General features: G+C 66.1%; 23 protein-coding genes. 20 read left to right on the plus strand and 3 right to left on the minus strand.

The features are described 5' to 3' along the window. Positions 1–504: 504 nt before the first annotated feature. Together OHB21_RS21760 and OHB21_RS21765 are read right to left on the minus strand one after the other, a co-directional pair. Complete coding sequence (locus tag OHB21_RS21760; protein ID WP_328435781.1) at positions 505–948, minus strand: hypothetical protein; 444 nt, start codon at positions 946–948, stop codon at positions 505–507. 83 nt (positions 949–1031) lie between these two features. After that, positions 1032–1850 (minus strand): hypothetical protein, encoded by an 819-nt coding sequence (locus OHB21_RS21765; protein WP_328435782.1) that lies wholly within the window; start codon positions 1848–1850, stop codon positions 1032–1034. A gap of 64 nt (positions 1851–1914) precedes the next feature. Here OHB21_RS21765 and OHB21_RS21770 point away from each other — a divergent pair, with 64 nt between their 5' ends. From OHB21_RS21770 to OHB21_RS21790, 5 genes are all read left to right on the plus strand, one after another. Next, positions 1915–2808: a helix-turn-helix domain-containing protein gene (locus OHB21_RS21770; protein WP_195126723.1), complete on the plus strand. Its 894-nt coding sequence runs from the start codon at positions 1915–1917 to the stop codon at positions 2806–2808. Positions 2809–2836: 28 nt separating this feature from the next. Continuing rightward, positions 2837–3658 (plus strand): SAM-dependent methyltransferase, encoded by an 822-nt coding sequence (locus tag OHB21_RS21775; protein ID WP_195126724.1) that lies wholly within the window; start codon positions 2837–2839, stop codon positions 3656–3658. 62 nt (positions 3659–3720) lie between these two features. Continuing rightward, the gene (locus OHB21_RS21780; RefSeq protein WP_195126725.1) at positions 3721–4134 is read left to right on the plus strand and encodes a hypothetical protein; all 414 of its coding nucleotides are present in this window, start codon (positions 3721–3723) and stop codon (positions 4132–4134) included. Positions 4135–4643: 509 nt separating this feature from the next. After that, positions 4644–5735: a M20/M25/M40 family metallo-hydrolase gene (locus OHB21_RS21785; protein WP_195126729.1), complete on the plus strand. Its 1092-nt coding sequence runs from the start codon at positions 4644–4646 to the stop codon at positions 5733–5735. A 19-nt stretch (positions 5736–5754) separates the two neighbouring features. Beyond that, positions 5755–6786: a Rossmann-fold NAD(P)-binding domain-containing protein gene (locus OHB21_RS21790; RefSeq protein ID WP_195126730.1), complete on the plus strand. Its 1032-nt coding sequence runs from the start codon at positions 5755–5757 to the stop codon at positions 6784–6786. A 14-nt stretch (positions 6787–6800) separates the two neighbouring features. On the opposite strand, the gene OHB21_RS21795 is transcribed toward OHB21_RS21790, so the two are convergent. Continuing rightward, on the minus strand, positions 6801–8087 hold the full coding sequence (locus tag OHB21_RS21795; RefSeq protein WP_328435784.1) for a hypothetical protein: 1287 nt from the start codon (positions 8085–8087) through the stop codon (positions 6801–6803). 480 nt (positions 8088–8567) lie between these two features. On the opposite strand from OHB21_RS21795, the gene OHB21_RS21800 reads away from it, so the two are divergent. The 15 genes from OHB21_RS21800 (at position 8568) to OHB21_RS21870 (ending at position 23847) form a co-directional block, all read left to right on the plus strand. Then, entirely contained in the window at positions 8568–9017 is a 450-nt protein-coding gene (locus OHB21_RS21800) for a hypothetical protein (RefSeq protein ID WP_195126839.1), read from the plus strand. A gap of 146 nt (positions 9018–9163) precedes the next feature. Next, positions 9164–10060: a TauD/TfdA family dioxygenase gene (locus tag OHB21_RS21805; protein WP_328435786.1), complete on the plus strand. Its 897-nt coding sequence runs from the start codon at positions 9164–9166 to the stop codon at positions 10058–10060. Between the two features lie 31 nt (positions 10061–10091). Continuing rightward, the gene (locus OHB21_RS21810; RefSeq protein WP_195126841.1) at positions 10092–10895 is read left to right on the plus strand and encodes a class I SAM-dependent methyltransferase; all 804 of its coding nucleotides are present in this window, start codon (positions 10092–10094) and stop codon (positions 10893–10895) included. Then, complete coding sequence (locus tag OHB21_RS21815; protein ID WP_195126842.1) at positions 10892–13267, plus strand: PEP/pyruvate-binding domain-containing protein; 2376 nt, start codon at positions 10892–10894, stop codon at positions 13265–13267. Before OHB21_RS21810 ends, OHB21_RS21815 begins: the two co-directional genes overlap by 4 nt. Then, positions 13264–13893: a gamma-glutamyl-gamma-aminobutyrate hydrolase family protein gene (locus OHB21_RS21820; protein WP_195126843.1), complete on the plus strand. Its 630-nt coding sequence runs from the start codon at positions 13264–13266 to the stop codon at positions 13891–13893. Before OHB21_RS21815 ends, OHB21_RS21820 begins: the two co-directional genes overlap by 4 nt. Further along, entirely contained in the window at positions 13881–14627 is a 747-nt protein-coding gene (locus tag OHB21_RS21825) for a phosphocholine cytidylyltransferase family protein (protein WP_195126844.1), read from the plus strand. The genes OHB21_RS21820 and OHB21_RS21825 overlap by 13 nt, the downstream gene beginning before the upstream one ends. After that, positions 14624–15157: an adenylyl-sulfate kinase gene (locus OHB21_RS21830; RefSeq protein WP_195126845.1), complete on the plus strand. Its 534-nt coding sequence runs from the start codon at positions 14624–14626 to the stop codon at positions 15155–15157. Before OHB21_RS21825 ends, OHB21_RS21830 begins: the two co-directional genes overlap by 4 nt. Next, positions 15154–16356 (plus strand): SGNH/GDSL hydrolase family protein, encoded by a 1203-nt coding sequence (locus OHB21_RS21835; RefSeq protein ID WP_195126846.1) that lies wholly within the window; start codon positions 15154–15156, stop codon positions 16354–16356. Before OHB21_RS21830 ends, OHB21_RS21835 begins: the two co-directional genes overlap by 4 nt. Further along, positions 16353–17651, plus strand: a complete 1299-nt coding sequence (locus tag OHB21_RS21840; RefSeq protein WP_195126847.1) for an aspartate aminotransferase family protein — start codon at positions 16353–16355, stop codon at positions 17649–17651. Before OHB21_RS21835 ends, OHB21_RS21840 begins: the two co-directional genes overlap by 4 nt. A gap of 8 nt (positions 17652–17659) precedes the next feature. Continuing rightward, a complete protein-coding gene (gene purD / locus OHB21_RS21845; protein ID WP_328435787.1) occupies positions 17660–18901 on the plus strand; it encodes a phosphoribosylamine--glycine ligase in 1242 nt (413 codons plus the stop codon). Between the two features lie 46 nt (positions 18902–18947). After that, the gene (locus OHB21_RS21850) at positions 18948–19574 is read left to right on the plus strand and encodes an NUDIX hydrolase (RefSeq protein ID WP_195126849.1); all 627 of its coding nucleotides are present in this window, start codon (positions 18948–18950) and stop codon (positions 19572–19574) included. A 976-nt stretch (positions 19575–20550) separates the two neighbouring features. After that, a complete protein-coding gene (locus tag OHB21_RS21855) occupies positions 20551–21219 on the plus strand; it encodes a hypothetical protein (protein ID WP_195126850.1) in 669 nt (222 codons plus the stop codon). 29 nt (positions 21220–21248) lie between these two features. Further along, the gene (locus OHB21_RS21860; protein WP_328435790.1) at positions 21249–22184 is read left to right on the plus strand and encodes a nucleoside hydrolase; all 936 of its coding nucleotides are present in this window, start codon (positions 21249–21251) and stop codon (positions 22182–22184) included. A gap of 179 nt (positions 22185–22363) precedes the next feature. Then, a complete protein-coding gene (locus tag OHB21_RS21865) occupies positions 22364–23020 on the plus strand; it encodes a hypothetical protein (protein ID WP_195126852.1) in 657 nt (218 codons plus the stop codon). Continuing rightward, complete coding sequence (locus tag OHB21_RS21870) at positions 23017–23847, plus strand: SAM-dependent methyltransferase (RefSeq protein WP_328435793.1); 831 nt, start codon at positions 23017–23019, stop codon at positions 23845–23847. The genes OHB21_RS21865 and OHB21_RS21870 overlap by 4 nt, the downstream gene beginning before the upstream one ends. The last annotated feature ends 30 nt before the right edge of the window (positions 23848–23877 follow it).

Consider the following 23877-nt stretch of genomic DNA (forward strand, 5'->3'; position numbering starts at 1 on the left):
GCGGATTCGAGTTCACCGGGATCGTTCGCACAGTCGTAAAGGTTGCGTCGGACGTGTTGCAGTGTTCCGGGGTGCAGGTAGCCCGGCTGGGTTTCGTGGTTCAGCATTGAATCCACTCCTCGGCGACTGGGGACGTGTGTCGTTGTGCTGGGTATTGCGCAGAATTCCGGATCCGGTTAGGGGAACCGGGGCCCGCAATGTCTCAGCTGCGAGGGAACTGGCCGTCTCGGCGTGCGCCCCATTGGGCTCGAAGGTTTCTCAGCTCGAGGTAGGCATTGACGGCGACGAGGACGACCTCGATCACGAGCAGTGCGGTGACGGCACGACGTCGGGCTGGTGGGAGGTGGGACATGAGACTCCTTGGCAGGGTTGCGATGTGGCGTGCGGACGTTCGTTCAGCAGATGTAGCGGGATGCGTTCGCCGCTCCGGGTGTGGTGGGCGCCGATGTCTCGGGCATGTCGGCGTCGATGCGCTCGGCGGGGTCGACGCGGTGCGGCGAGCGGCTACGCCGAGGGTGCGGCGAAGATGGTCAGCGGTAGCGACACCACCGGCAGTTGCACCTGACGCTCGTGGATCGCGGCGAGCAGGTCGGAGTAGCCGTCACGGGCTTCGGCGAGGTGGAACCACGCCTCGCGCAACTGGGCGTGGTCGGGGGCCGGCCGCATGAGTTCGGTGAATGCCACCGCGAATGAGCCAGCGAGATGGCTGACCTCGTCTCCGAAGGTGCGTGTGTGGCGGCGTGCACCGTACGGTCGCGGTAACCAGAAGACACTCCAGGAGTTGATCTCGCGAACCACCTGGGCAATCTCGCAGAGGACGGACTCGAGGTCACCAATGTCGTGGCGGGCGCGGGTTGCGGCAACGAGTTGGGCCCACAGGTCGGCAAGATCGCGAGCCCACCGCGCCATCGGCGACTGGTCGTCGAGTTGACCGCGGAAGGCGGCCATCAGATATTCCGGACTCGGCAGCGCGGCGGGCCCGGAGACCGGAATTTGCTGTTGATCGGCTGGGCAGCGGTCCCGCGTTGCGCTCATAGCGTCGCACTCCCCGTGGTAGCCGGGATCATTTCGCTCGCAAGTGGTTCCGGATATCGGCCGGGCAGTATGCAGCGGGTGATGGTGCGGCCAGACCTCGAAACCCGCGTCGTCGCGCGGGTGGTCAAGTCCGGGGTGAGTTCGGTTCGCTGATGGTGGGGTTCGTCGAGTTCGAGGACAAGGCGGCCGTCGTGATCGTGCAGGAGCCTGATCACAGCGGACAGGTCGGTGCGCTGGCGCGCGTCGGCGAGGAGTGCGACGCAGGTGGCGTCGACCGGCTGCACGGCGGCGGTCCATCCACGCCGAAGCAGTGCTTCGGCGACATCGAGTTGAGGCAGGCACGTCAGCCCTGCTTGAACTACAGATTCGGACAGGACATGATCATCGCCGGTCGCAGACAGGCTAGTACGGTCCGTGTGCAGCCCGTCGCCGCCGTGGCTCGGGCTGACGTAGTAGATCTGCGTGCGGGGGTTGTGGCGAATGAGGCGGACCACGCCGTCGCCCGGCTGGCCGAGGTTTGCGAGGTGCGCTCGGGACGGGACGAGCAGGTGGGCGCCGTCCTCGAGGAGCAGAGCGCGGTGCACGGCCCACAGTTCGGTGACCACTGCCGCCTGCGGGTCAGGGCCGTCGACCTCGATGTAGACGTCACCCGCACCCAGATGGTGGTGAGCGGCCAGCTCGCGCAGGGCGTCACGCACGGTCGCCGTGTGCGCTCTGTCCGGCAGTCGGTCGGTGCGTAGGTATCCAAGCCACATGGTGCCCCCTGGCGGTGGGATGAGTCCAGCTAGGCTGATAACAAGAGACTCGATAACCATAAGTCGATAATCGACTTTTGGGAATCGAAATCTGAGATTCGACTCAACGAGGTAGGGTGGGGGCATGGCCTTGACACGAACTGCTCGGCGCCTGCTGCTGGGACGCGAGATCGCGTACATGCTGCGGACGTCGGGTGTGCGGCAGGCCGAAGCGGCTCGGCTGATCGGCTACGCGCAGTCGAAGCTAAACAACGTCCTATCCGGCCTGACGACGATCCCGGTCGGTGACCTGAAGATGCTCGCCGAGGCGTTGGGCGTCACCGACGCCGGCTACATCGACCAGCTGTTGCAGCTGTGCCGCGAGTCCAAGCAGCCTCGCGGGTACTGGACGAGCGGGCATCGGCGTGTCTACCGCGAGGACCTCCGTTTGCTCATCGACCTGGAGGAGGTGGCCAATCGGTTTCGGGTCACCGAATCCGAGATCGTGCCCGGCCTGCTGCAGAGCGAACAGTACGTGCGGGCGCTCCACGAGCATGTCGTGAGCGACGACCCGACCATGACGGTCGAGGACTGGGTACAGGCGCGTCTCGAGCGGCAACGAAACCTGGTCAAGCCGGATGCGCCGCGTTACCACGCGATTCTGTCCGAATCTGCCCTGCGCCGCGAGTACGGGGACCCACTCGGAGACGTGATGCTCGACCAACTCCGCCACCTGCAATGGCTGGGGACGGAGATCCGCAATATCACCATTCAGGTTCTGCCATTCTCCACTCGGGTGGCTGGCGGCGGCATGGAAGACCGGTTCACGCTCATCCGCGTGCCCTCGCCGGGCCAGGCGGGCGATCTGGAACTCGCGTTCGTCGAGAGCCTCGGCGAGGTCCGGTACGTCCTGGACAAGCACCCCGTCCAGGCACGCGAAGCAGTCTTCGAACGACTCAGCGCGGCAGCCCTCAGCGAACGCGACTCAATGAGTTTCATCAGCCATATCGCGCGCACGATCGAACGTCAACGATCGTGACGATCCACCCGAGGAGGGGGAACCAAGCATGCCCAACGACTTCCACGCCCGCGAGCACGACCCGACGACACCCACATCGGCGCGGCTCTACCACGGCTACCTCACCGGCGAAACGTTCTACACCATCGATCGAGTGATGCTCGACCGAGTCCGCGCCGAGCTGCCGATCCTGCACCAGTGGGCAGTGCACAATCGGGAATTCCTCGCCCGCGCCGTGAGCTACATGGCCGCACACGGTGTCCGGCAGTTCCTCGACATCGGTTCGGGACTGCCCACCGCGGGCAACACCCACCAAGTCGCCCGCCAGACGGCGCCCGACGCGCGGGTGGTATACGTCGACAAGGACCTCGACGCCGTCACCCGCTCGCACGCCCTGTTGCGTGAAGAGAACGGTCTCGACCGGACCACGATCATCGAAGCCGACCTGCGCGATCCGCAGACAATCCTCCATCACCCCGAAACAGCACGACTCATCGATTTCACCGAACCGGTCGGGCTGCTCATTGTCTCCGTGCTGCCGTTCATCGCCGACGACGACCGGCCCAAAGACCTGATCGCACAGGTGCGTGATCGACTCGCCTCCGGATCCTACTTCGCCGCGACCCACGTCTCCATGGAAGACGCCGACACCGCTACGCAGGCACAGGTCGCCGCCGCAGCGGGGGTCGTTCGGGATTCCGCGGACCCTGTCACGTTACGAGATCGCGCTACGTTCGTCACCTTCTTCGAGGGGCTCGACGTGGTCGAACCGGGCGTCACCTACGCTACTGACTGGCAACCAACCCACCCGGTCGACCCGGGCGACCCGGCGCGAAAATGCAACTTCGCCGCCGTCGGGCGAAAGACCTGAACAGTGTTCGGGGTTAGGTGGTGTCGCGACGAGGCGACACCACAGGTAGAAAGGATTCACACATGTCGCTGCCGACGTTCTACCCGCACGAATGCCGGAAGGCGACCCTGAGCAGCGCACAGCAAAACTGCGTGCGCGTCGGCCGCAAAGCCGGCTGGACCATCCTCTGGGACGACAAACTGACACCCACCATCGACATCGCCCACCCCCTCCCAGCAGACCAGATCCTGGTATTCACCGACGCCGAATTCGACGAAGTGCAGACAGCGCTGCGCAAGGGCATCTCGCTACGCAGCGCACGGCACGCCCTGCGGGTGCACGAGCAACCCGATGGTCTCGTTGAATTCACCGCCGCGAGCGACAATCACCAGCCCGAACCTGGGGTGCGGCTGCGATTCGACGAAAAGGAAGTCTCCGCATTCCTTGACGGCGTGCGTCGGAAAGAGTTCGACCGGGAGCAGTTCGGTACCGTCTGACTCTAAACTCCCGAAAGCGGGCGAACAGTATGCATCTTTGCGCGTGACGGCAGACTACGACATCACTTGCCGGATGGCCTCGGCGAAGCACTGCAGGGCCGGATTGCCACCGACGACACGGTCGGATCGATGAGTGCGACGGCCGGGTGGCACGACTCGACGTCCGGTAGCCAGGGTGGATTTGAATGTGATGGCATGTGCAGGTGATGGCAGCTGGTGACCGGATGGTGCGTGTGCTGCGCTACTGCGCGGCGGCTCGTCAGTCGACACCGCGGACGCGAGATGCCCGCTCTGCGGACGTCGCGTGCCGGCAACGTCGGCGCCGCAATCGTGCGCGGGCCGCGTGCTGTTGCGCGCCATGTTGAGCGTCTGATCGAACTAGCTTTGGCCGGGGCGGTTCTCCAGCATCTACGCCAGATCGGCTGATTGCCCGGCGTCTTGCTGCGGAGGGCATGATCGTGTGCATGACGTCGGACATCTTGACAGCAGCCGAACGGGCCGGACCTGTAATGACCGAGCGGCTGCGCCAGCTAGTCCATTGCGAGTCGCCGTCCAACTCGGCGGCCCACTTGGTCGAGTGCGCTGTGCTGCTGGAGCCCTGGCTGGCTTCGGCGCTACGCCGTTCGGTGACGATTTCGCGCACCGGCGACAACGTTCACCTAGTGGCGCGGGCCCCCGACCCTCGGGTGCTCGTTCTCGGGCACTTCGACACCGTATGGCCCGCCGGGACGATCACTGATTGGCCGTTCGAGATCGACGAAGTTACTGGGATAGGCAGCGGTCCAGGAGCTTTCGATATGAAGGCCGGAATCGTGCAAGCGCTGACCGCGATCGAACTGCTCGCAGATCCCGGGCAGGTCAGCGTGCTGCTGACCAGCGACGAGGAAGTGGGTTCAGGTACCTCACGGCCACTGATCGAGGAGCTGGCACGCCGCGCAGGCGCGGTTGTGGTGTGTGAGCCCTCAGCGGACGGTGGTGCGGTCAAGATCGGCCGGAAGGGGATCGCGAATTACGACGTCGAATTGCGGGGGCGGGCCGCGCACGCCGGGCTCGAGCCGCATCGTGGTGTCAACGCGAGCGTCGAGCTGGCCCACCAGATACTGCGAATCGCCGGGTTCGGAGACGCCGATCTCGAGACTTCGGTGGTGCCGACCTTGGCGTCCGCTGGAACGACATCGAACTCAGTGCCCGAATTCGCACGGCTGCACGTCGACGCGCGCGGGTGGACGATGGCCGAACTCGAACGCGTCGACACCGCGATGCACGAGCTCACCGCGCAACACCCCGAGGCGTCGGTGACGGTGGCTGGTGGCGTCGAACGTCCTCCGTTCGAGGAATCATCGGCACGCATGCTCTATGTCGAGGCTGCGGCGGCGGCCGCCGACCTCGGGCTCTCGGAGTTGGCAGCGGTTCGTTCCGCAGGTGGCTCGGACGCCAATCTGACCGCCGCGTGGGGGATTCCCACTCTGGACGGACTCGGCGCGGTCGGGGGGCATCCGCACGCCCGTGATGAGTACGTCCTCGTTACGGCGATGCCAGAACGCGCCGCGCTGCTCAGTGCGTTGCTGGCCCGACTCACAGCCCGTTCACTCGTTCGCTGATCAGTGGTATCAAGAACGAGTGCGAGTACTCATTCTTGGCGGAAGCTGGTTCCTCGGGGCGACGATCGCCGAACACGCGATCGCGAGCGGCGCCGAAGTCTCGACGTTTCGTCGGGGCCGCACCGGCTCCGACATCACCGGCGTCCATCTGATCAAGGGTGACCGCACCGTGGCTGGAGATGTCGCGAGGCTGGCGGCGGCGGGCCCGTGGGACTTGGTCGCCGATACCGGTGCCTTCGTGCCGAATCAGACGCTGAATCTGGCGCGGGCGTTGGAACCGGTGGCCGACCGCTACCTGCTCATCTCCTCGGTGTCGGCGTATCGGGACTGGCCCGTCGCGCCACTCACCGAGGACTCACCTCTGCTCGACTGTCCGGCTGATGCCGACGATAGTTTCGGTTACGACGCCGATCCGAGTCCGACGAAGTATGGGTTCGGCAAAGCTGGCTGTGAGAACGCGGTCGGCGAGGTGTTCGGACCTGACCGAGTCGCCATCCTGCGACCGGGGGTGATCCTGGGCCCACGAGAGTACGTCGGTCGGCTCGAATGGTGGCTGCGGCGCATGGAGCGCGGTGGCCGCGTGCTGGCACCGGGGCGGCCGGACCGCCGGATCCAGCCCATCGATGTCCGCGATGTCGCTGACTTCGCGCTGACTCCCGGGCTGACCGGCACGTTCAACGCGGCCGCACCGGGGACGGAGACGATGGCGGATCTTCTGGAGTCGTGCCACGAAATCACCGGTGGCGGAGCAGATCTGGAGTGGGTCACCGACGAGGTCTGGCTGGCCGAGCAAGGTGTGCGGCAATGGACCGAACTGCCGCTGTGGCGCACCTACGCCGGGGCGTGGGCCGTCGATGCTTCTCGAGCCAGGTCCGCCGGGCTGGTCACCCGGCGACTTCGTGACACCGTGGCCGACACCTGGACGTGGCTACAGAGTGGCGGCGCTTCGATCGAGCACGAGCGTGCCGCCGAACTCGGGATCAGCCCGGCGCGTGAGCGGGCGCTTCTGGGTCTGTGGGATGCGGTCGAATTCGATCATTGCGGAGCATAGGGGCCTGGGCCTGTTCAGATGTTGAGAGCGCGCGATGCCGAGATCTTCGACAGGCTGGTGCCGGTGAAGTTCTCGATCGCCTCGCCGAGATCGCGAGCTTCGACGGCTCCCACGTAGCGAGTCGTGCCGAGTGTCCGCCCCAGCCCCAGCAGCCGTTGGGCGATCGCCTCGGTGCGGCGATCGGAATCGAGCCCGAATACCGGCCGCAACGCTTCCTGTGCCCCAGCCAGATCGTGCCGCAGGGTCCGCGCAGCGGCGAGATCGACTTGCGCGCCGATCGCTCCAGCAGCCCACCGGCGATCTTCGGGTATGGTCGCGAACAACTCGATCGCGGTGGTGGCTTCGCGTTCTGCCTGCGTCCCATCGTGAAGCGCGACGTACGCGGCCCCGGCACAGAGTCCGCGCCGCGCGCGGTCGAAGGCCAGTTCACCTCCGGTTGCGTCGAGAAAGTCGTCGCCACCGGCGCGGTCGAGTTCAGTATTGGCTGATTCGAGTTCGATGCGTACTTCCTCTCGCGCGCCGATCATCGCCAATGCTCTGGCGTGCACGCTGTGCAGGCGGGCTTTCGCGGTGCCGGGCGGCGAGAATTCGAGGGCTTGCGCGGCGAGTCTCGCAGCCTGGCGCGGGTGGCCTGACCAGAACATTGTGGTGACTTGAAGTGCTCGCGCCCATGCCTGCAATGACAGGTGGTCGATGATGCTGCCGTAGGTGTGTGCGGCGCGGGCCTGCTCACTGGAGGCGCGGTCCAGACCGAGATCCCAGCTTGCCGAGGACAGCAGACCGCACACCTGGCCGGCAATCAGATACAGGTGAGCCTTCTGGAGCGGCTTCTGGGTGCGTTCGAGTTGGTTGTACACGGTGTCGCGCAACGCAACCAGATCGCCGAGAATCTCCAGGGGAGGGCTCACGTAGTAGGCGCTGGCTGCGTACTCCGCAGCAGTATGCAGATGTTCGAGGGCCGACGGATCCAGCGCTGCGGCCGCAGCGATTGCGTGAGCCACCGACTCGCGTCCGGCATTCACAGCAAGCTCCCTTTCGGTGATCGGTCGATGAATGTGGGACAGAGGCGGGCCCAGCAGTTGGTCAATGGGTTCTTTGAACCAGTTCTCGAGGACTTGCTGGGCATGCCCGCGGGGAGACCCGGACTCTCCGCTGAGCCACCGCTTGGCTTGGCTACGTGAGACCGTGACTCTTTGGCCCAGCTGTTCGGCTTGGACCGCGAACCGCTGCAGGAAGGCTGGAACCGACAAACGCTGCTCGGCAGCGAGTTGCTCCAATCGTGTCCGCGGCTTCTTCTCCATACCCGACCTCCCGGTTCTGTCAACAGTAGAGGCATTCCAACGCGAAGCGTAAGAGTCGGCGACCGCATGGACCGCAAACGGGCCGAAACGGACCACCAATGGACCCCGGGATTGCGTCAGAGTGACAACAGCACTCGTCGCTCGACGAGCCGTCCTGCCTAGCGGAGATCATCCATCACCGGGGCGACGGCGGCAACGGTCAATGAGTGCTGACGATATGCATCCGGGGAGGTAATCGTGGGACCGAGAACCGTTCCGCCGCAGTCCGCGACGGCCGCGCGCCGCTACAGCGGAGACGAAGCTCCGCCTCACGCTATTGTCGGAGGAGTTCCGACCCGCGCCCATTGTCCGGAGTATCCCCAGCTGGCTGGATGCCTCAGTTTCACCCGCGCTGGTTGGTTTCCCGCAGACGTGGCGGCGGCTCTCGACTGGCTGCCCGAGCCCGGTGCTCGCCGATTTGCGTCGACGGCCAGGTGGCCGGTGGTGCTGCCCGATCAACATGAACTGTTCGCGGCGCTTTGTGGCCACCTGGGTGAGGACGTCCAGGCTCATCCGGTCACCCGGTGTGCGCGCGGGCTGGTCGAGCTGCACAAAGCACATCGCGGCTGTCCCCTTACTCCGGAGTTCCGCCATCTGCGAACGTGGTTGATCGAGTTCATCGACCAATGGGTACAGGCCAATGCCCCCTTTGCGGCGAACTGCGAAGACTCTCTGGGAGACGCGGTGGACCGAATGGCATGCGCGCACCTCGATGCCGTCGCATTGCTCTGGGGCGAATCCGGCCCACGGGAAGCCCTGCACGCGGCGTGGCATAACGCCGGGGCGCTCGCCGACGAATGGACTGATCTCGTCTCCGAAGTCATCGACGGCCAGCCCCGTCGCCCGAGGACAAACACCTCCCGCCAACACGACCGCGCCCGGATGCCGTGACCTGCCGATCGTTTCAACCACCTACGACAACCCCATGACAGGAGTGTGTTGTGAGTACCGATTCCGCACGATTTGAAGCTGACCCGGACCGCATCGCCGAACTGGCCTGGACTCGGCGCGACGCGCTGGCCACCGACTGCTGGCGGGTGGCGGCGGACGAGGCGACGCTGGCCGAATTCACCGAGTACCTTGCCGGCCTCGACGATCCCGCGACGCTGATCGACACCATCGACCGCAGCGACGTCGACCTGCCCCACCTTGCCGCGCTCACTGAACGGTTGCGTAGCCAGCTCTTCGGCCGATTCGGGTTCGCGCATCTGGTCGGGCTGGCCGCCGGCGGTTTCAGTGAACCTCAGTTGCGGCTGCTGTACGTGCTGGTGTGCCTGCACCTGGGGCAGCTGTACACCTCCTACGGTCGCTTGCACGACGTTGCGGACCGCGGTCTCGACTTCCGGACCACCGACGTGTCGGTCTCGGCGACTCGCGTCCGCGCACCGTTTCACACCGACAGCACGTCACAAGCCCTGTTCCCCAACGTCTTCGGACTGATGTGTCTGCGCCCCGCGATGAGCGGAGGCGAAAGCCTGCTCAGCAGCGCCTGCCAGGCCTACCAGCAGATCGCTGAGACCAGCCCGCAGCATTTGCCGTCGTTGTTCGCCGATCATCCCCGTAATCCGGTGACCCCCGACGGCCGGTCGGTGACCGCCGCCGAGAACGCCTACCCGATCTTCACCTGGGACCGCTTCGCGCCTGGCCCGACGCTGCGCTACATGCGGCACTGGATCGAAACCGGCTACGCCCAAGCCGGACTAACCGTTCCAGACCGGCACGCTGCCGCTTTCGACGCTCTCGACAACGCTCTCGAGGACGGCGCCAACGTGCTCAGTGTGGCGATGTCCGCAGGGGAGGCGATCTTCTTCAACAACGCGCTCGTCGCCCACAATCGCACCGAATTCCATGATCACCCCGAACCCGGTCGTGGGCGGCTACTTGCCCGGGCATGGCTGGATGCGCGGAGCCCGGACGTCACTGGCCGGGCCTGATCTCGACCAACACAAGAGAAGGGGAGTCTTCGTGCGGAAAGCGATGCGGCGCAGCGGATCCAACGCCGAGTACTGGGATCGCCGATGGGCACAGTCCGGAGCCGACGGCGCGGAATTCAGCGATCGGGCGATCTACCCGATCCGCTTCGCGGAAATGGTGATGAGTGACACTGGAGGGCGGACGCTCGAACTCGGCTGCGGGCAGGGCAGGGTGGTCCGTCACTACCATGGTCGCGGACGCGAGATCACCGGGATCGAACGCAGCGCCGTCGCGGTGCGTGCCATTAAGGCTGCCGATCCCAACGTGGACGTGCGCGTCGGTGACGCCACGAATCTCGATCTGACCGACGGCGAGTTCGACGTGCTGATGGCCTTCGGGCTCTTCCACAACTTAGAGCACGACCTCGACGCTGCAGTGGCCGAATCAGCGCGAGTATTGCGCGCTGGCGGGCGCTTCTGCATCTCGATGCGCCCGGACAACGTGGAAATGCGGCTCAACGAGCGCTACTGGCGCTGGCGACAACGGCAGTCAGCCGGGCCCGAGCAGTTTCACAAGTGGCTCATCGACCCGGATGCCTTCATCTCGCTGCTGGCTAGCCACGGTCTGCTCACCGAGCAGGTGGAGTACGCCCGCAATATGTCCAACCTGTACCGGCTGCCGATGCTGCGCTCGCGGCAGGATGCTGCCGCCCGCGAGCAGGACAGGCGTGCGGGCGGCTACCGACTCAACGCGCTCGGCCGATGGATCGACACACAGCTGATGCGACGCTGGCCCGAACAGTTCTGCAACGCGGTGGTGTTTCTCGGTTCGCGTGATGACGGGAACCGGCGATGAGGCCCGCGGTCGCCGAAGCCGAGGCCGTGCTCGGGACGAAAGCCGAGACATTGCAGGCGCTCGCGCCGCTGATCGCCGACGCCGCGACTGTGCTACCCCTGATGATGTTCACAGTCGTGCGGTGGCAGCGCGAGCGAGCCGCTGTGCTCGACGAACTCCAGGGCCATACGTGGGCGTCCGGGCCGGTGATCGTGCGTAGCAGTGCGCTCGATGAGGACACCCCCACTTGTGCGCAGGCCGGACGCTACACCTCGGTGCCAGCGGTGGTTGGGCGCGAGCCGATCGCGGCCGCGGTCGATGAGGTGGTGGGCTCCTACGGCGATCGTGGGGCTAGGGTTGTGGATCCCTACGATCAAATCCTGATCCAGCCGATGTTGGACGGCGTCGTGTGCAGCGGTGTCGCTTTCACCGGCGACCCTGCGACCGGCGCCCCTTACTTCGTGGCGAACTATCACCTCGGCCGCGACACCGCGGCGGTTACCGCTGGGACCGCCGCCACCGACTTGCACACCTTCTATGCCTGGAACGAGTCCACGGTTCCCAGTGGTGACCCGCGCCTGGACCGGCTGCGGAAACTGGCCGCGGAACTGGAACTCGTTACCGGGTTTCGGCCGCTCGATATCGAGTTCGCCTTCGACGCCACCGACACCCTCTACCTGCTGCAGGTTCGTCGACTGTCCGCACCGCCGGCCGACCCCGCCGGTGTTGCGGCCCACCACGACGCGCTGGAGGCTGTCGCGGCCAGACTGCGCGCCGGGACCGTTCACCCTGTCCTGCTGGGCGATCGAATCGTGCTCGGGGTCATGCCGGACTGGAACCCGGCCGAGATCATCGGGATCCGGCCCCGCCAACTGGCACTGAGCCTGTATCGGCGGCTGATCACCGATTCGGTGTGGGCGGCCTCGCGAGCACGGTGGGGCTACCGCGACGTTCAGGGCTGCCCGTTGATGCACGACTTCCACGGCCTGCCCTACATCGATGTGCGCGCCAGTTTCAACTCGCTGCTGCCCGCCGACCTACCCCAGGACCTGGCCGCGCGAATCGTCACTGTGCAGCTGGACCGACTGGTCGCCGACCCGACCCTGCACGATCGCGTCGAATTCGACATCGCCCTCTCGTGCGCCACTCTGGACACCGGCGACCAATCCCGAGCGCGGCTCGGTGACGCGCTGAGCAAGAAGGAGCACGCGACGCTGGGATCCAGTCTGCGGCGGCTCACCAATCGTATGCTTGCCCCGGCCCACCGCGCGCGTCGCGACGAACTCGCATGGCTGCGCACCCTGGACGTTCGGCGGGACCGGATCAACCAGGTTGACCTCGATCCGGTGACCCGCGCGCGGTGGCTGCTTCGAGACTGCGCGCGCTACGGCACCCCGGCCTTCGCCGGACACGCGCGTCTGGGTTTCGTCGCGGTCGAGCTGCTGCGCTCAATCGAGCGCGCCGGGATCTTGACCGGCGCCGAAGTCGAGGCCTTCCTCGCTGGCCTCGACACGGTGACCAACACGATGATGCGCGAACGCACCGAAGTGGAATGGCACGAGTTCCTGGCACGGTATGGGCACCTGCGCCCGGGCACCTACGACATTTGCTCACAGCGATACGACCAGGCGCCGGAGCTATACTTCACCGAACCCCCTGTACGGCAGCAGTACTCGCGGCCCGAGCCAATCGAACTCTCCCCGGCACAGGTGCGCGCGCTCGACGATGCGGCGTCCGCGGCCGGTTTCGGATACAGCGGCCAAGAGGTGCTGACATTCATCGCGGCGGGGATCATCGGTCGTGAGCAGGCCAAATTCGCGTTTACCCGCCAGTTGTCGGACGCGCTGGCAGCCCTGGCTCAGGCGGGCGCCGAACGCGGCCTGAGCGTGGAGGATTGCTCCTACCTCGACATTGGCATCCTCGACGACCTCTACCAGAGCACCGCCGTGACCCCGGCCCGGCTGCGTGAGGAGGTCGCCCGCGCTCGTGAAGCACACGCGCTGACCCAGCGAATCGTGTTGCCGCCCCTGCTGGTCGAGCCCGAGCAGGTGTTCGCCTTCCATCAACCCCCGAGCGTGGCCTCGTTCATCGGCCACCGGACGGTGATCGCGCCGGTTGTCGTCGTCGAGTCTAGTGATGGCGGCGAGGATTCACTGAAGGGCAAGATCCTGCTCTTGCCCAGCGGCGATCCCGGCTACGACTGGATCTATTCCCATCCCATCGCCGGACTGATCACGGCCTACGGCGGCGTCAATTCTCACATGGCTATCCGCGCCCACCAAACGCGGGTGCCCGCAGTCCTCGGCGTCGGTGAAACGACCTATCAAGCGCTCCGCGGCGCGCGGATTGTCTGCATCGACGCCACCAACCACAGAATCGATATCCTCGCATGACCGACTACACACCGATCCTCGTCTCCCAGAACGTCACCGTGAACCCTGCCACCGGGGAACGACGCGACAGCCTCGACCAGCGCTGGATCCGATTTCTCACCACCTGCGGCCTCCTGCCGATCCCAGTGCCCAACGACCCAGCAACCGCCCAAGCACTGATCGCGGCCACCATCGCCCACGGCGTTCTCCTCACCGGCGGAGTAGATCTCGCCATCTACGGAGGAAACGCCCCCGAACGCGACAGCACCGAAGAGCGGCTGATCAGGTGGGCGCGAACGCGCCATCGGCCACTACTGGGTGTGTGCCGCGGGATGCAGAAACTCGCCACCCACTACGGAGCCAAGCTGGTGCGCACCGACGGGCACGCCGCCGTCGACCACGACATCGAAATCGACGGCACAATCCGCCGAGTCAACAGCTACCACCACTGGACAATCGACCCGATCGACCTGCCCACGCTCTTCCGGGTGACCGCGCGTGCCGCCGACGGCGGAATCGAAGCCATCACCGCAACCTCGGCACTGATAGCCGGCATCATGTGGCACCCCGAACGCCGCGAGGTCGCCGACCCCGCGGACGTGGCGATAGTGCGCGAACACCTGCTGGGTATGGCATGCGTGCGCTGATCCTGGCCGCCGGGCGCGGCTCCCGCATGGGCCGCCACACCAAGGACCGACCCAAGGTATTGCTCGACCTGGACGGGATGAGCCTGCTCGACCGCCACGACCACTCGCTGAGGACCGGTGGCGCGCACCGGATCGCCATCGTGAGCGGTTACCGTGCCGACCTGCTCACCGGCTACGGCGACCGCACCTTTCATGCCCCGCGATGGTCGCAGACCAACATGGTCGTCTCGCTGACCGCTGCGCACGAATGGCTCTGTGCCGCAACATGTCTGGTCGCATACGGTGACATCTTCTATCCCGCCGAGACGGTGCGCGAACTGATCGAGGCGCCCGGTCAGCTAGCCATCGCCTACGATCCACACTGGCTGGCGCTGTGGTCGCGCCGATTCGACGATCCGCTCGACGACGCCGAAACCTTCCGGCTCAGCGAGAGCGGTAACGTCTCCGAGATCGGTTCTCGCGCAAACAATCTCGCTGACGTCGCGGGTCAGTTTATGGGATTGCTGCGCTTCACCCCCGCAGTGTGGGAACGTGTCTGCCGACACCTGAGCGGTCTAGATCCCGAAGTGCGTGATCGGCTCGACACGACTTCGCTGCTGGCGGCGCTGATCGCCGACGGCGAGCAGGTCACCGCCGTGGCATGCACCGGGCCGTGGGGGGAGATTGACCACCCCACCGACTTGGACCTCTACCGAAGCGCGATGTGCACCGCCGGAAAGGATCCTGGGCGATGATCATCTGGCTGATCGGGATGTCGGGTGCGGGTAAAACCACCGTGGGCACAATTCTCGCGCAGCGACTGCGCACGACCCGGCCCGGGCTGGTCTACCTCGACGGGGACCTGCTACGCGAAGTCTGGGGTGATACTCCCGGCCACGACGTCTCCGGCCGGAAACTCAACGCCCACCGCCTCTCACACCTGTGCGCCCTGCTGGACGCCCAGGGTCTCGATGTCGTCGCTGCCGTGCTGTCGATCTTCCCATCCTGGCAGGCATGGAACCGTGTCACCTTTACCGACTATGTCGAGGTGTTCCTCGACGTCCCGATGTCGGTCCTGCGGGCGAGGGACACCAAGGGCCTCTATGCGGCGGCTGCCGCCGGGAACCTCACCGACGTGGTCGGCGTCGATATCGAGTTCCCGCGCCCACCCGCACCAGACTTGACGCTGGACTCCTCCGGCGACAACGGCACGCCGGTGCAGCTCGTGGACGAGATCCTGGCATACCTGGCAAACCGCGAAAAGCACCCGGTGGAGCGAGGATGAAACAGAAACTTCGCGCCGTTGCCGCGGCGCTGGCCGCGATCGAGTTGACCGCTGCGGCGCTGACTCATTGGCATCGGCGGTCGTTCCCCTGGTTGATCACGCGGGCCGACGCCAGCCCCGTCCTGCGCTCAGATGCCGTGCGAGTCCACCGCTCCTTTGACCCTGAGCTCGGCTGGTGCCGTGTCCCCGGCGAAGGCGGGACCGAGCGCACCGAGCACGGACTGAGTAGCTACAGCGTCGATGAACGCGGCCGGCGCACCAATCCTGCGCACCCGCGCAGCTACTCGGCGCCCATCGCGTGCTTCGGCGACAGCTTCACGTTCTGCCGACTCGTCGACGACGACCAGACCTGGCCGTATCACCTGTCCGAACTCACCGGAACCAACGTCGCCAACTACGGCGTCGGCAACTACGGCCTGGACCAAGCGCTGCTGCGCTTCGAACGGGAACTGCCCACTCTCGACGCCCACGTGGTCATGATAGGGGTGGTGCCCGAAACCATCGCTCGGATCCAGTCGGCGTGGAAGCACTACTTCGAGTACGGCAACACCCTGGCTTTCAAGCCCCGGTTCGAGCACAAAGACGGCCGACTTATCCTGCACCCCAGCGTAATCCGAGAAAGTAGAGACTTCCTCGACTATCATCGTCATCTTGCCCATGTCCGCGCGATCGACGGTTTCTACCACCGCAAATTCCGCCGCGATCTGCTCGGGTTTCCCTACAGCCTGCGCCTGGCAGGCCGCGCTCGCCGACACCTCCCGATCTTGTTCCACCTCACGGTCGGACGGCTGCGCGGGCAACCCGAGGCCGGGTTCTCACGCGCGTTCGAGGTCATCGTGCGCGAGAATCACGCCTTGGCCGCACGCCTGTACAGCGAAGCGGCGTCGACAGCGCTGTTGGAAGCATTGATCATCCGCTTCGTCACCACCTGCACGAGCGCGGGCAAACAGCCGCTGCTGGTGCTCATCCCCCAACCCGGCGACCTGACCGATACCCAGGCGGCGCACGAGCGCTTCTACGCTGAGATCGAAGCCTGGCTGCCGGTTGTCGACCTCACCGCGGTGTTTCGCGCCGAACCCGACCGCGCGGGCCTCTACACCCGAGGAAGGCTCGGCCCGCATCCCAGCGACCGCGCCAACCGCCTCATCGCCGCGACGATCGCCCACCGCCTCGCCTCGCTCGCACCGGAGAGTTCATGACCGGCAACAACATCGCAGCAACGACCACCGGCAAACCCGTGCGAGGACACTCGCGCCGGCTGGATCCCTCCGACAGCGCCGGACTGATTGCGGTCGCGGGCGAATCGATGTTCGCCAACTACTCGCAAGCACCTCTGGTTGTCGACAAGGGCCACGGCTGCTACCTCGTCACTGTCGAGGGCACACGCTACCTGGACTTCACTGCAGGCAACGCAGTCTCGTGCCTGGGCTACAGCCATCCCGCCGTCACCGCGGCGATCGCCAGCCAGGCCACACGAATCCTGCACAGCTCCAACCTTGTTCACAATCGCCAAGCCATCCTGCTCGCCGAACAGCTCTGCGCGCGAACGCCATTCGACCGCGCCTTCTTCTGCACGAGCGGTTCCGAAGCGAACGAAGCCATGCTGAAACTGGCGCGCCGGTACCACCACGAACGCGGCCAGCCCCGCACCCACATCATCTCCACCACCACCGGCTTTCACGGGCGAACCTACGGCGCGCTGTCGGTCACCGGCGCCGCCCGCCACAAGACCGGCACCGGCCCGCACCTGCCCGACGTCACTCATATCCCGTTCAACAGCATCAACGCCGCCGCATCCGTGATCGGGCCCCACACCGCGGCGATGATCGTGGAAACCGTCCAAGCCGAAGCCGGCGTCCTGGTGGCCGACCATGCCTACCTGCGAGGCCTGCGGGAGCTCTGCGACCGGCACGGCGCGCTGCTGCTGTTCGACGAAGTCCAGACCGGTGTCTGCCGAACCGGGCCGCTGCTTTCGAGCCGGGTGATCCCCGATGCCTGCTCGCTGGCCAAAGGCCTCGCCGCCGGTTTGCCGATCGGTGCGGTCCTGGCCCGCGAAAACCTCGCCTCCGCGTGGCCGGTCGGCAGCCACGCCAGCACCTTCGGCGGCAATCCTGTGACCGCGGCGGCGGCTGCGGCCGTTCTGCAAACCCTGGACGCCGAGAACATTCCCGAGCACGTGCAGCGCATGGGCGCGATCCTCGCGGCCGGACTCGACGCGCTCGTGGCCGACCCCAACGTCCCTGCGGTCGCCACACGCGGTGTCGGCCTGCTACGCGGCCTCGAACTCGACGACACCGTCGATGCGGACGCGGTCCTCACACAGCTGCGAGAACACGGTCTGCTGCTATCCGTCGTCGCGCAACGGGTTTTGCGGTTCACGCCCCCGCTGGTGATCACGGACGCGGAACTCGCATCAGGCCTCGCTACTCTAGGCGCGGTGCTTCGCCAGCGCGGGCCCCGAACCCGGGCGCTCGCCTCTACCAGCAAGGGATGAGAACACCAGTGAGGATCCTCGTCATCGGACCCGGCGGCCGCGAGCACGCCATCGTCAAAGCGCTCGCCCGCGACCCCGAAGTCACCCAGCTGCACGCCGCGCCGGGCAACCCCGGCATCGCCGCACAAGCGACGTGCCATCCAGTCGACGCCTGCGACGGGCCTTCGGTCGCAGCGCTGGCCGCCGAACTCGGCGTGGACCTCGTCGTCGTCGGGCCCGAAGCGCCCTTGATCGCCGGAGTCGCCGACGCGGTGCGCGCAACCGGAATCGCCTGCTTCGGCCCCACCCAAGCCGCCGCGCAGATCGAGGGCTCCAAAGCCTTCGCCAAGGACGTCATGGCCGCAGCCGGAATCCCGACCGCGAAATCGCGCACCTGCACGAATAGCGACGAAGTCCGGGCCGCACTCACTGATTTCGGCGCGCCCTACGTGGTCAAGGACGACGGCTTGGCCGCAGGCAAAGGCGTGCTGGTCACCGACGACCTCGATGCTGCTCTGGCCCACGCCGCCGGCTGCGAAAAGGTTCTGGTCGAGGAATTCCTGTCCGGGCCCGAGTTTTCAGCGTTCTCGCTCTGCGACGGCACCCGCAGTGTGCTGCTCGCGCTCGCCCGGGACTACAAACGCCTCGGCGACAGCGATGCCGGCCCCAACACCGGCGGCATGGGCGCCTACTCACCGGTCTCCTGGCTACCCGCCGAAGTCGAGGACCATCTTGCCGAGGCGGTCGTAGAACCGCTACTGGCAGAACTGGCACGCCGCGGCACACCATTCGCGGGCGTGCTGTTCCCGGGCCTGATACTCACCAACAGTGGAGTCAAGGTCATCGAATACAACGCCCGATTCGGTGACCCCGAAACCCAGGTCGTACTCGAACGTCTCGAGACCCCCCTCGCCGGGCTGTTGATGGCGTGCGCGACCGGCACACTCAAAACCGACACCAACCTGATCTGGAGCCCCGACACAGTCGTCAACGTCGTCGTCGCATCCGACGGCTACCCCGGCAACCCGGTCACCGGTGACACCATCACCGGCTTGGATGCCGCAGCCGCCATCGACGGCGTCGACGTCCTACACGCAGGCACAGCGCACAGGCAGGACGGCGCACTCATCGCGGCGGGCGGTCGACTGCTCAGCGTTCTCGCCCGCGCTGCCGACCCGAGCCAGGCACGCCAAAAGGCATACCAAGCCCTCGACCACATCGAATTACGGGGACGAATAACACGCAGTGACATCGCCGCCGACCTCACCTGAATTAGCCAGGGCGTCTCGAATCGCCCAGAGCGTGAGCGGAACTCACATGGACTCCTCCGGTTGGCCGCTGATCTCCCGCGAATACCCCTTCACCTACAAACTCGGTCGGATCCGTCGCGATCGCATCCTCGGACGCGACGGAGCCGAGCACACCCACACCATCATCGAGAACGTCGGCGCGGTCTACGTCATCCCGCTCACCCACGATGGCAATATCGTGCTGCTTCAGCAATACCGGCAGTCATTGCAACAATGGATGTGGGAACTTCCCGCCGGGTCGCGGCACGACCACACCGGTCCACTTGCCGAACTCGCAGCCCAGGAACTCCTCCAGGAGGCTGGCGCGACAGCGGCCTCGTTCGAACACCTCGGCTTCTTCCAGGACAGCGTGCCGATCGCCGACTCGCGCTGCGACTTCTATCTTGCCCACGACACAGTCATCGACCGGCCACAATTCCTAGGACGCACCGAACTCATCACGCGCCATCAGGTGCCGATCGAGACAGCACTGAACATGGCCCGGACCGGCGAGATCAGCGACGCCCGGTCAGCACTGTGCCTGCTGCGCGCAGCAGAACTGATGCCGACAGGGTGCCATGTACCCACGAACGACTTCGCATCAAGGCATCCAGCAAATGATCCAGCCGATACTTCCCACACTGCCGACAGTTAGCAGTATTGGTCGCGCAAGTCTCTCTCGATGCACGTCGATCGTGTTGATCGACACGATCCTGCACGGTTGCAGAAATCGGCGACTTCGGTAAATGTGTCTGCGCCAATTCGGAACTCCTGGCCCAGGCCGGTAATTGCCTGTATCTGCCGCCTGGTGTGGGAACGCATCATCGACCAACTCGATCCTGAGACACCATATCTGCACGGTCACCGAGCCGAGTACGAGACAGGTCTTACACACACTTCACGCGAACGGTCATCGGGTACAAAGTCATCCGACCGCGCCGTCAAGTCGGCGCCGCGCAACGGGACTACGAATGTGCGTCGAACCGTGTGTTAATAGGGCTTGAGCAGCCGGGCTCAGTCCTAATGGGTTCGATCGAGATAGATCGACCAAGTCGCGGGATATCGCGCAGAACGACGTGGTGTTCTCGTACCGTCCATCCCCTGGCATCCTGGCTACGGTTACAAGCGTTTCAGGATTGCGGATCCGCATTGAGGTAGTGGACCACAAATGGACCCCCAATGGACCCTTTCCGGGCTTGTAATGAGCCACCCGGTTCCGACAGGCTGATGCATGGGCGCAACCGCATGGGGCCGCCCAATCTTGTCGTCGAGATGCAGAGGGGTGCAGCGGTTTTGAACTTCGGAACGGAACTGTCTGGTGCTACTGAGAGCTCGGGATCGCCGATGGTGCGAGTTGGCGACTCCGCAGACTTGGGCATAGTCGGCGCGCGCTGAAACTCTACGCCGCATCCACGGAAATCGGTCGCGGCACAACAGGGGTGCGGCGAAGCGGTGTCTAGCGGGAATGGAAGGTCTTGAATGGTTCCGACTCTGATCATCGTCGTGTTGCCGACGTTCGCGGCTATCGGGTACGTGATTTGTCGACACGTGTGGTTGCCGGACTACCAGCGTTCCGGGCGCAGCGTGGTGCCACACGCGTCAAGCAACGACCGAGTTGAGAAGTCGGGCCGATGATCACCACGGAAAATACGCTCGACGAGCGGTGGATCGCGACGATGCCCGGTGCGCGCGTGATGTGGCGGGCTCTGGACTCCGAGGTTTTCCGGCCCGAGGAGTACGCGTTTCCCGCACCAGTGAGGTTGCTGACGCAGCTGCGTCTGGCATGCCACCTCCAGGTCGGAATGACGAGTTCGTTCGAGAGCGGGTCGGCTGGTCCTGGCGGGGCAGAGATCGCGGCGGGTACCGGTGCCGAGTGTGAGATCAGCGTGTTGGTGGGCGAGATCGACGATTTCGTGGCCGGGATGGTGCGGGACTTGGGCGTGGACTCTCGACGCGGGTCGCCCCAGCGAGACAGCATCGGGCAGGTCTTGGCACGCCATATCGGCTTGTACGCGCGCTCGGTCAGGCTCGGCGAACACCTGGACCCCGGCCACCGGCACGCTGGCGAGTTGCTCATGCAGGCGCGCCAGTACGAGCGGCTTCTCACCGAGGCAGTACTGGGCCGTATCCGACTGCCGGCGCGAAAGGCACGAACCGTGCCGAGCGCGCATCCCGATCACCGGGTCGGCACCGCTCACAACGATGCCCAGGCCCAGCCGGTGGCTGATGACGCTCGGCGACCACCAGCCGTGGCTGGTTCCGGGCTACCGGCGCGAAGTGGAAATGCGGCTGCGTGGTGAATCCATGGCTATTCCGGTCGAACGCCGTCGTGGTCATTGTGACCGACGCGCTGTACGACCTCGATGATGTGATCGCGATCTGGATCGCGGCGCGTGTGGTGGGCCACGGTCGGCTGGTGGTCGTGTCGGCTGACGATCCAGGCGGGCGCCGTGCCCGTGTGCTGCGCGCCTTCCTCGACGGATTGGGGCGTGGGGACGCCCGGGTCGTGGGGGGCTCGGAGTTGCCGGGTTCGCCGCAGCGGTTCGTGCTGCCTGACGATCTGGTCCCCGACATCTCTTCTGGCGCTGTCGAATCGGGGGTGGTGGAGGCTTTGGTCGACTTGTGCGAGCAGTCCGAGCCGATCGTCGTGGGGATGGCGCCGTTGACCGACCTGGCGCGCGTGCTGGTGGCCAGGCCCGATCTCGCCGAGGCGATCACCCTGTTTCAGATGGGTGGATGGCTCGACGCGTATCGGGACATGTCGCGCGCCTCCCACAATCTCAGGCTGGACCCCGCGGCCGCGGGGCTGGTCCTGCGGATGGTTCCGGCGCCGAAGCTGCTGCTGTCGACCCACACCAATGACGCTCGGCTGCGGCTCACGCCGGACTCGCCGCTGATGGGATGGCTCACCGGCCCGGACGCGCCCGCGGAGACGGCCGTGATCGCGGCGAACGCCGAGGGGTGGTTCGCGCGTCGGCCGTCGAGCACGGTGGGTGATCGGTCGTGGCGGCCGGGCAGCTGGATGGCCGACCCGCTGGCATTGGCGTGGGCGCTGGGTGTGCCGGGCGTGGTCGAGTCTGCTGCGGAGACGATCCGTGTCGCGGCGGACGCGCGCATGTATCGGGTGCTGCGCGGCGCGTCGGTAGAGGTCTCGACCCGGATCGACACGGCCGCGTTCCATGCCTGGATGTCGGAGTGCCTGCCGCTCGGCGCGCACCCGATCGACACCGCAACAGAACCGACGCGAACGCGGGTCCCGCGGTGAGTGAGCATTGCGTCGCGCAAGCGCGACGGCTGGCCGACGGGTGGGCGGGCGAAGAGCCACCATCGCGGGCTGCTGGAGTCTCGCCCTTCGGTCTGTCGCGGGAGCGCGCGGCGTCCGTTCGGTCTGGACGCTGCGGGTGTCGACCACTGAATCCCAGTTCCTTTGAGGAGGTCGTTGTTGTGCGTGCGATTGTGCCCGCCCTCGTCACCGGCACGGCTGCGGTGACTGCGCTGCACCCCGTGTTCGACCTGTGCGGTCTGGCCGCTGTGGCGGTGTGCTGGCTACCGGTCCCGGAGGACCCGGTGGAACTTGTTGCGGGGCAGCCGGTGCCGGTCGGTTACGACATCGTGGTCTGTGACCGGGACACCGATCTCGATGCTGCGGTGGAGATCACGGGCGCGGCAGTGGGTGGGCAGTGGCGGCGTTCGATGATCGTCGCGGGCCACGACCTGCTCCCGGCCTTGGACCGGATGTTCATGCTGAGGTCGAACGTCGGCGAGGACGTGTTGACCGAGCTGCGGGGATGGTGGGTGGATCGCGCGCTCGCGGAGCGGCCGCGGTTGATCGACACGGCCTGGGATCTTGGCGGCAGGCCGCGCACAGCGGCGAGTCCGTTGGCGGTCTCGTGTGGGCGGGCCGACTTGCAGAGCATGGTGATCGGTCTTGATCCCGGGCCGGAGGGGTTGGAGCGGGCCGCGCTGACTGGTGCGGTCGCGGTGGCGTTGCTGGCCGCCACCGCTCTGGTCGGGGCCGGGTATCGGTGGTCGCGGCCCGGCCTGGATCTGGATGCGATCGTGACCGCGGCGCTGGCTGACCCGGCACGGAGGACGCCGTGACCACCACCCCCTCCGCCGCCGCTGCGGCTGGCCCGTTGATTCGGGACGACATTCCGCACTCGGCGCGGGTGTGGAACTACTGGCTGGGCGGCAAGGACTACTACGAGATCGACCGGATCGCGGGCGATGCGGGGATCGAGATCTACCCCGGCATCATCGACGTGGCGCGGCACTCCCGCGAGGTCTTGCTTCGGGTTGTCCGGTTCGTGGTGCGCGAGTGCGGAATTCGCCAGATCCTCGATATCGGTCCCGGGCTGCCCGGGATGTCGAACACTCACGAGGTCGCGCAAGGGATCGAGCCCTCGGCGCGGGTGGTGTATGTCGACAGTGACCCGTTGGTGCTCACTCACGCTCGTGCTCTGCTCACCTCGACCACCCCGGAGGGGGTGGTCGGTGTGGTCGACGCCGACCTGCGCGATTCAGCCGGGCTGCTCGCTGCCGCGTACGCCACGCTGGAGCCCGGGGAACCGGTCGCGATCCTGCTGATGGGGGTGCTGGGCTATGTCTCGTGGGATGAGGCCCGCTACGCGGTGCAGGCGCTGCGCGCCGCCGTGCCCGACGGTAGTTATCTGGCGATCTGGGACGGGGTCACCACCTGTGAGGCCCACACCCGATGGTGGGACCTGTACCCCGAAACCGGTGCCACCCCCTACCGCCTCACCTCCCCAGCTGGTCTCGAATCACTGTTCTCGGGAACGGAATTGGTGACACCGGGGGTGGTGCCGATCGACCGGTGGCGTCCCACGCGGACACGGTTCACCGGCGACCGCGGTGCGTTGCCTGCCCAGGGCGGGCTGGGCCGAATCCATGGCGGGCGAGCATGGTGACCCGCGCGATGGCCGCCCCCGCCCGGACGT

Source organism: Nocardia puris, from assembly GCF_036051655.1.
Lineage (GTDB): Bacteria > Actinomycetota > Actinomycetes > Mycobacteriales > Mycobacteriaceae > Nocardia > Nocardia puris.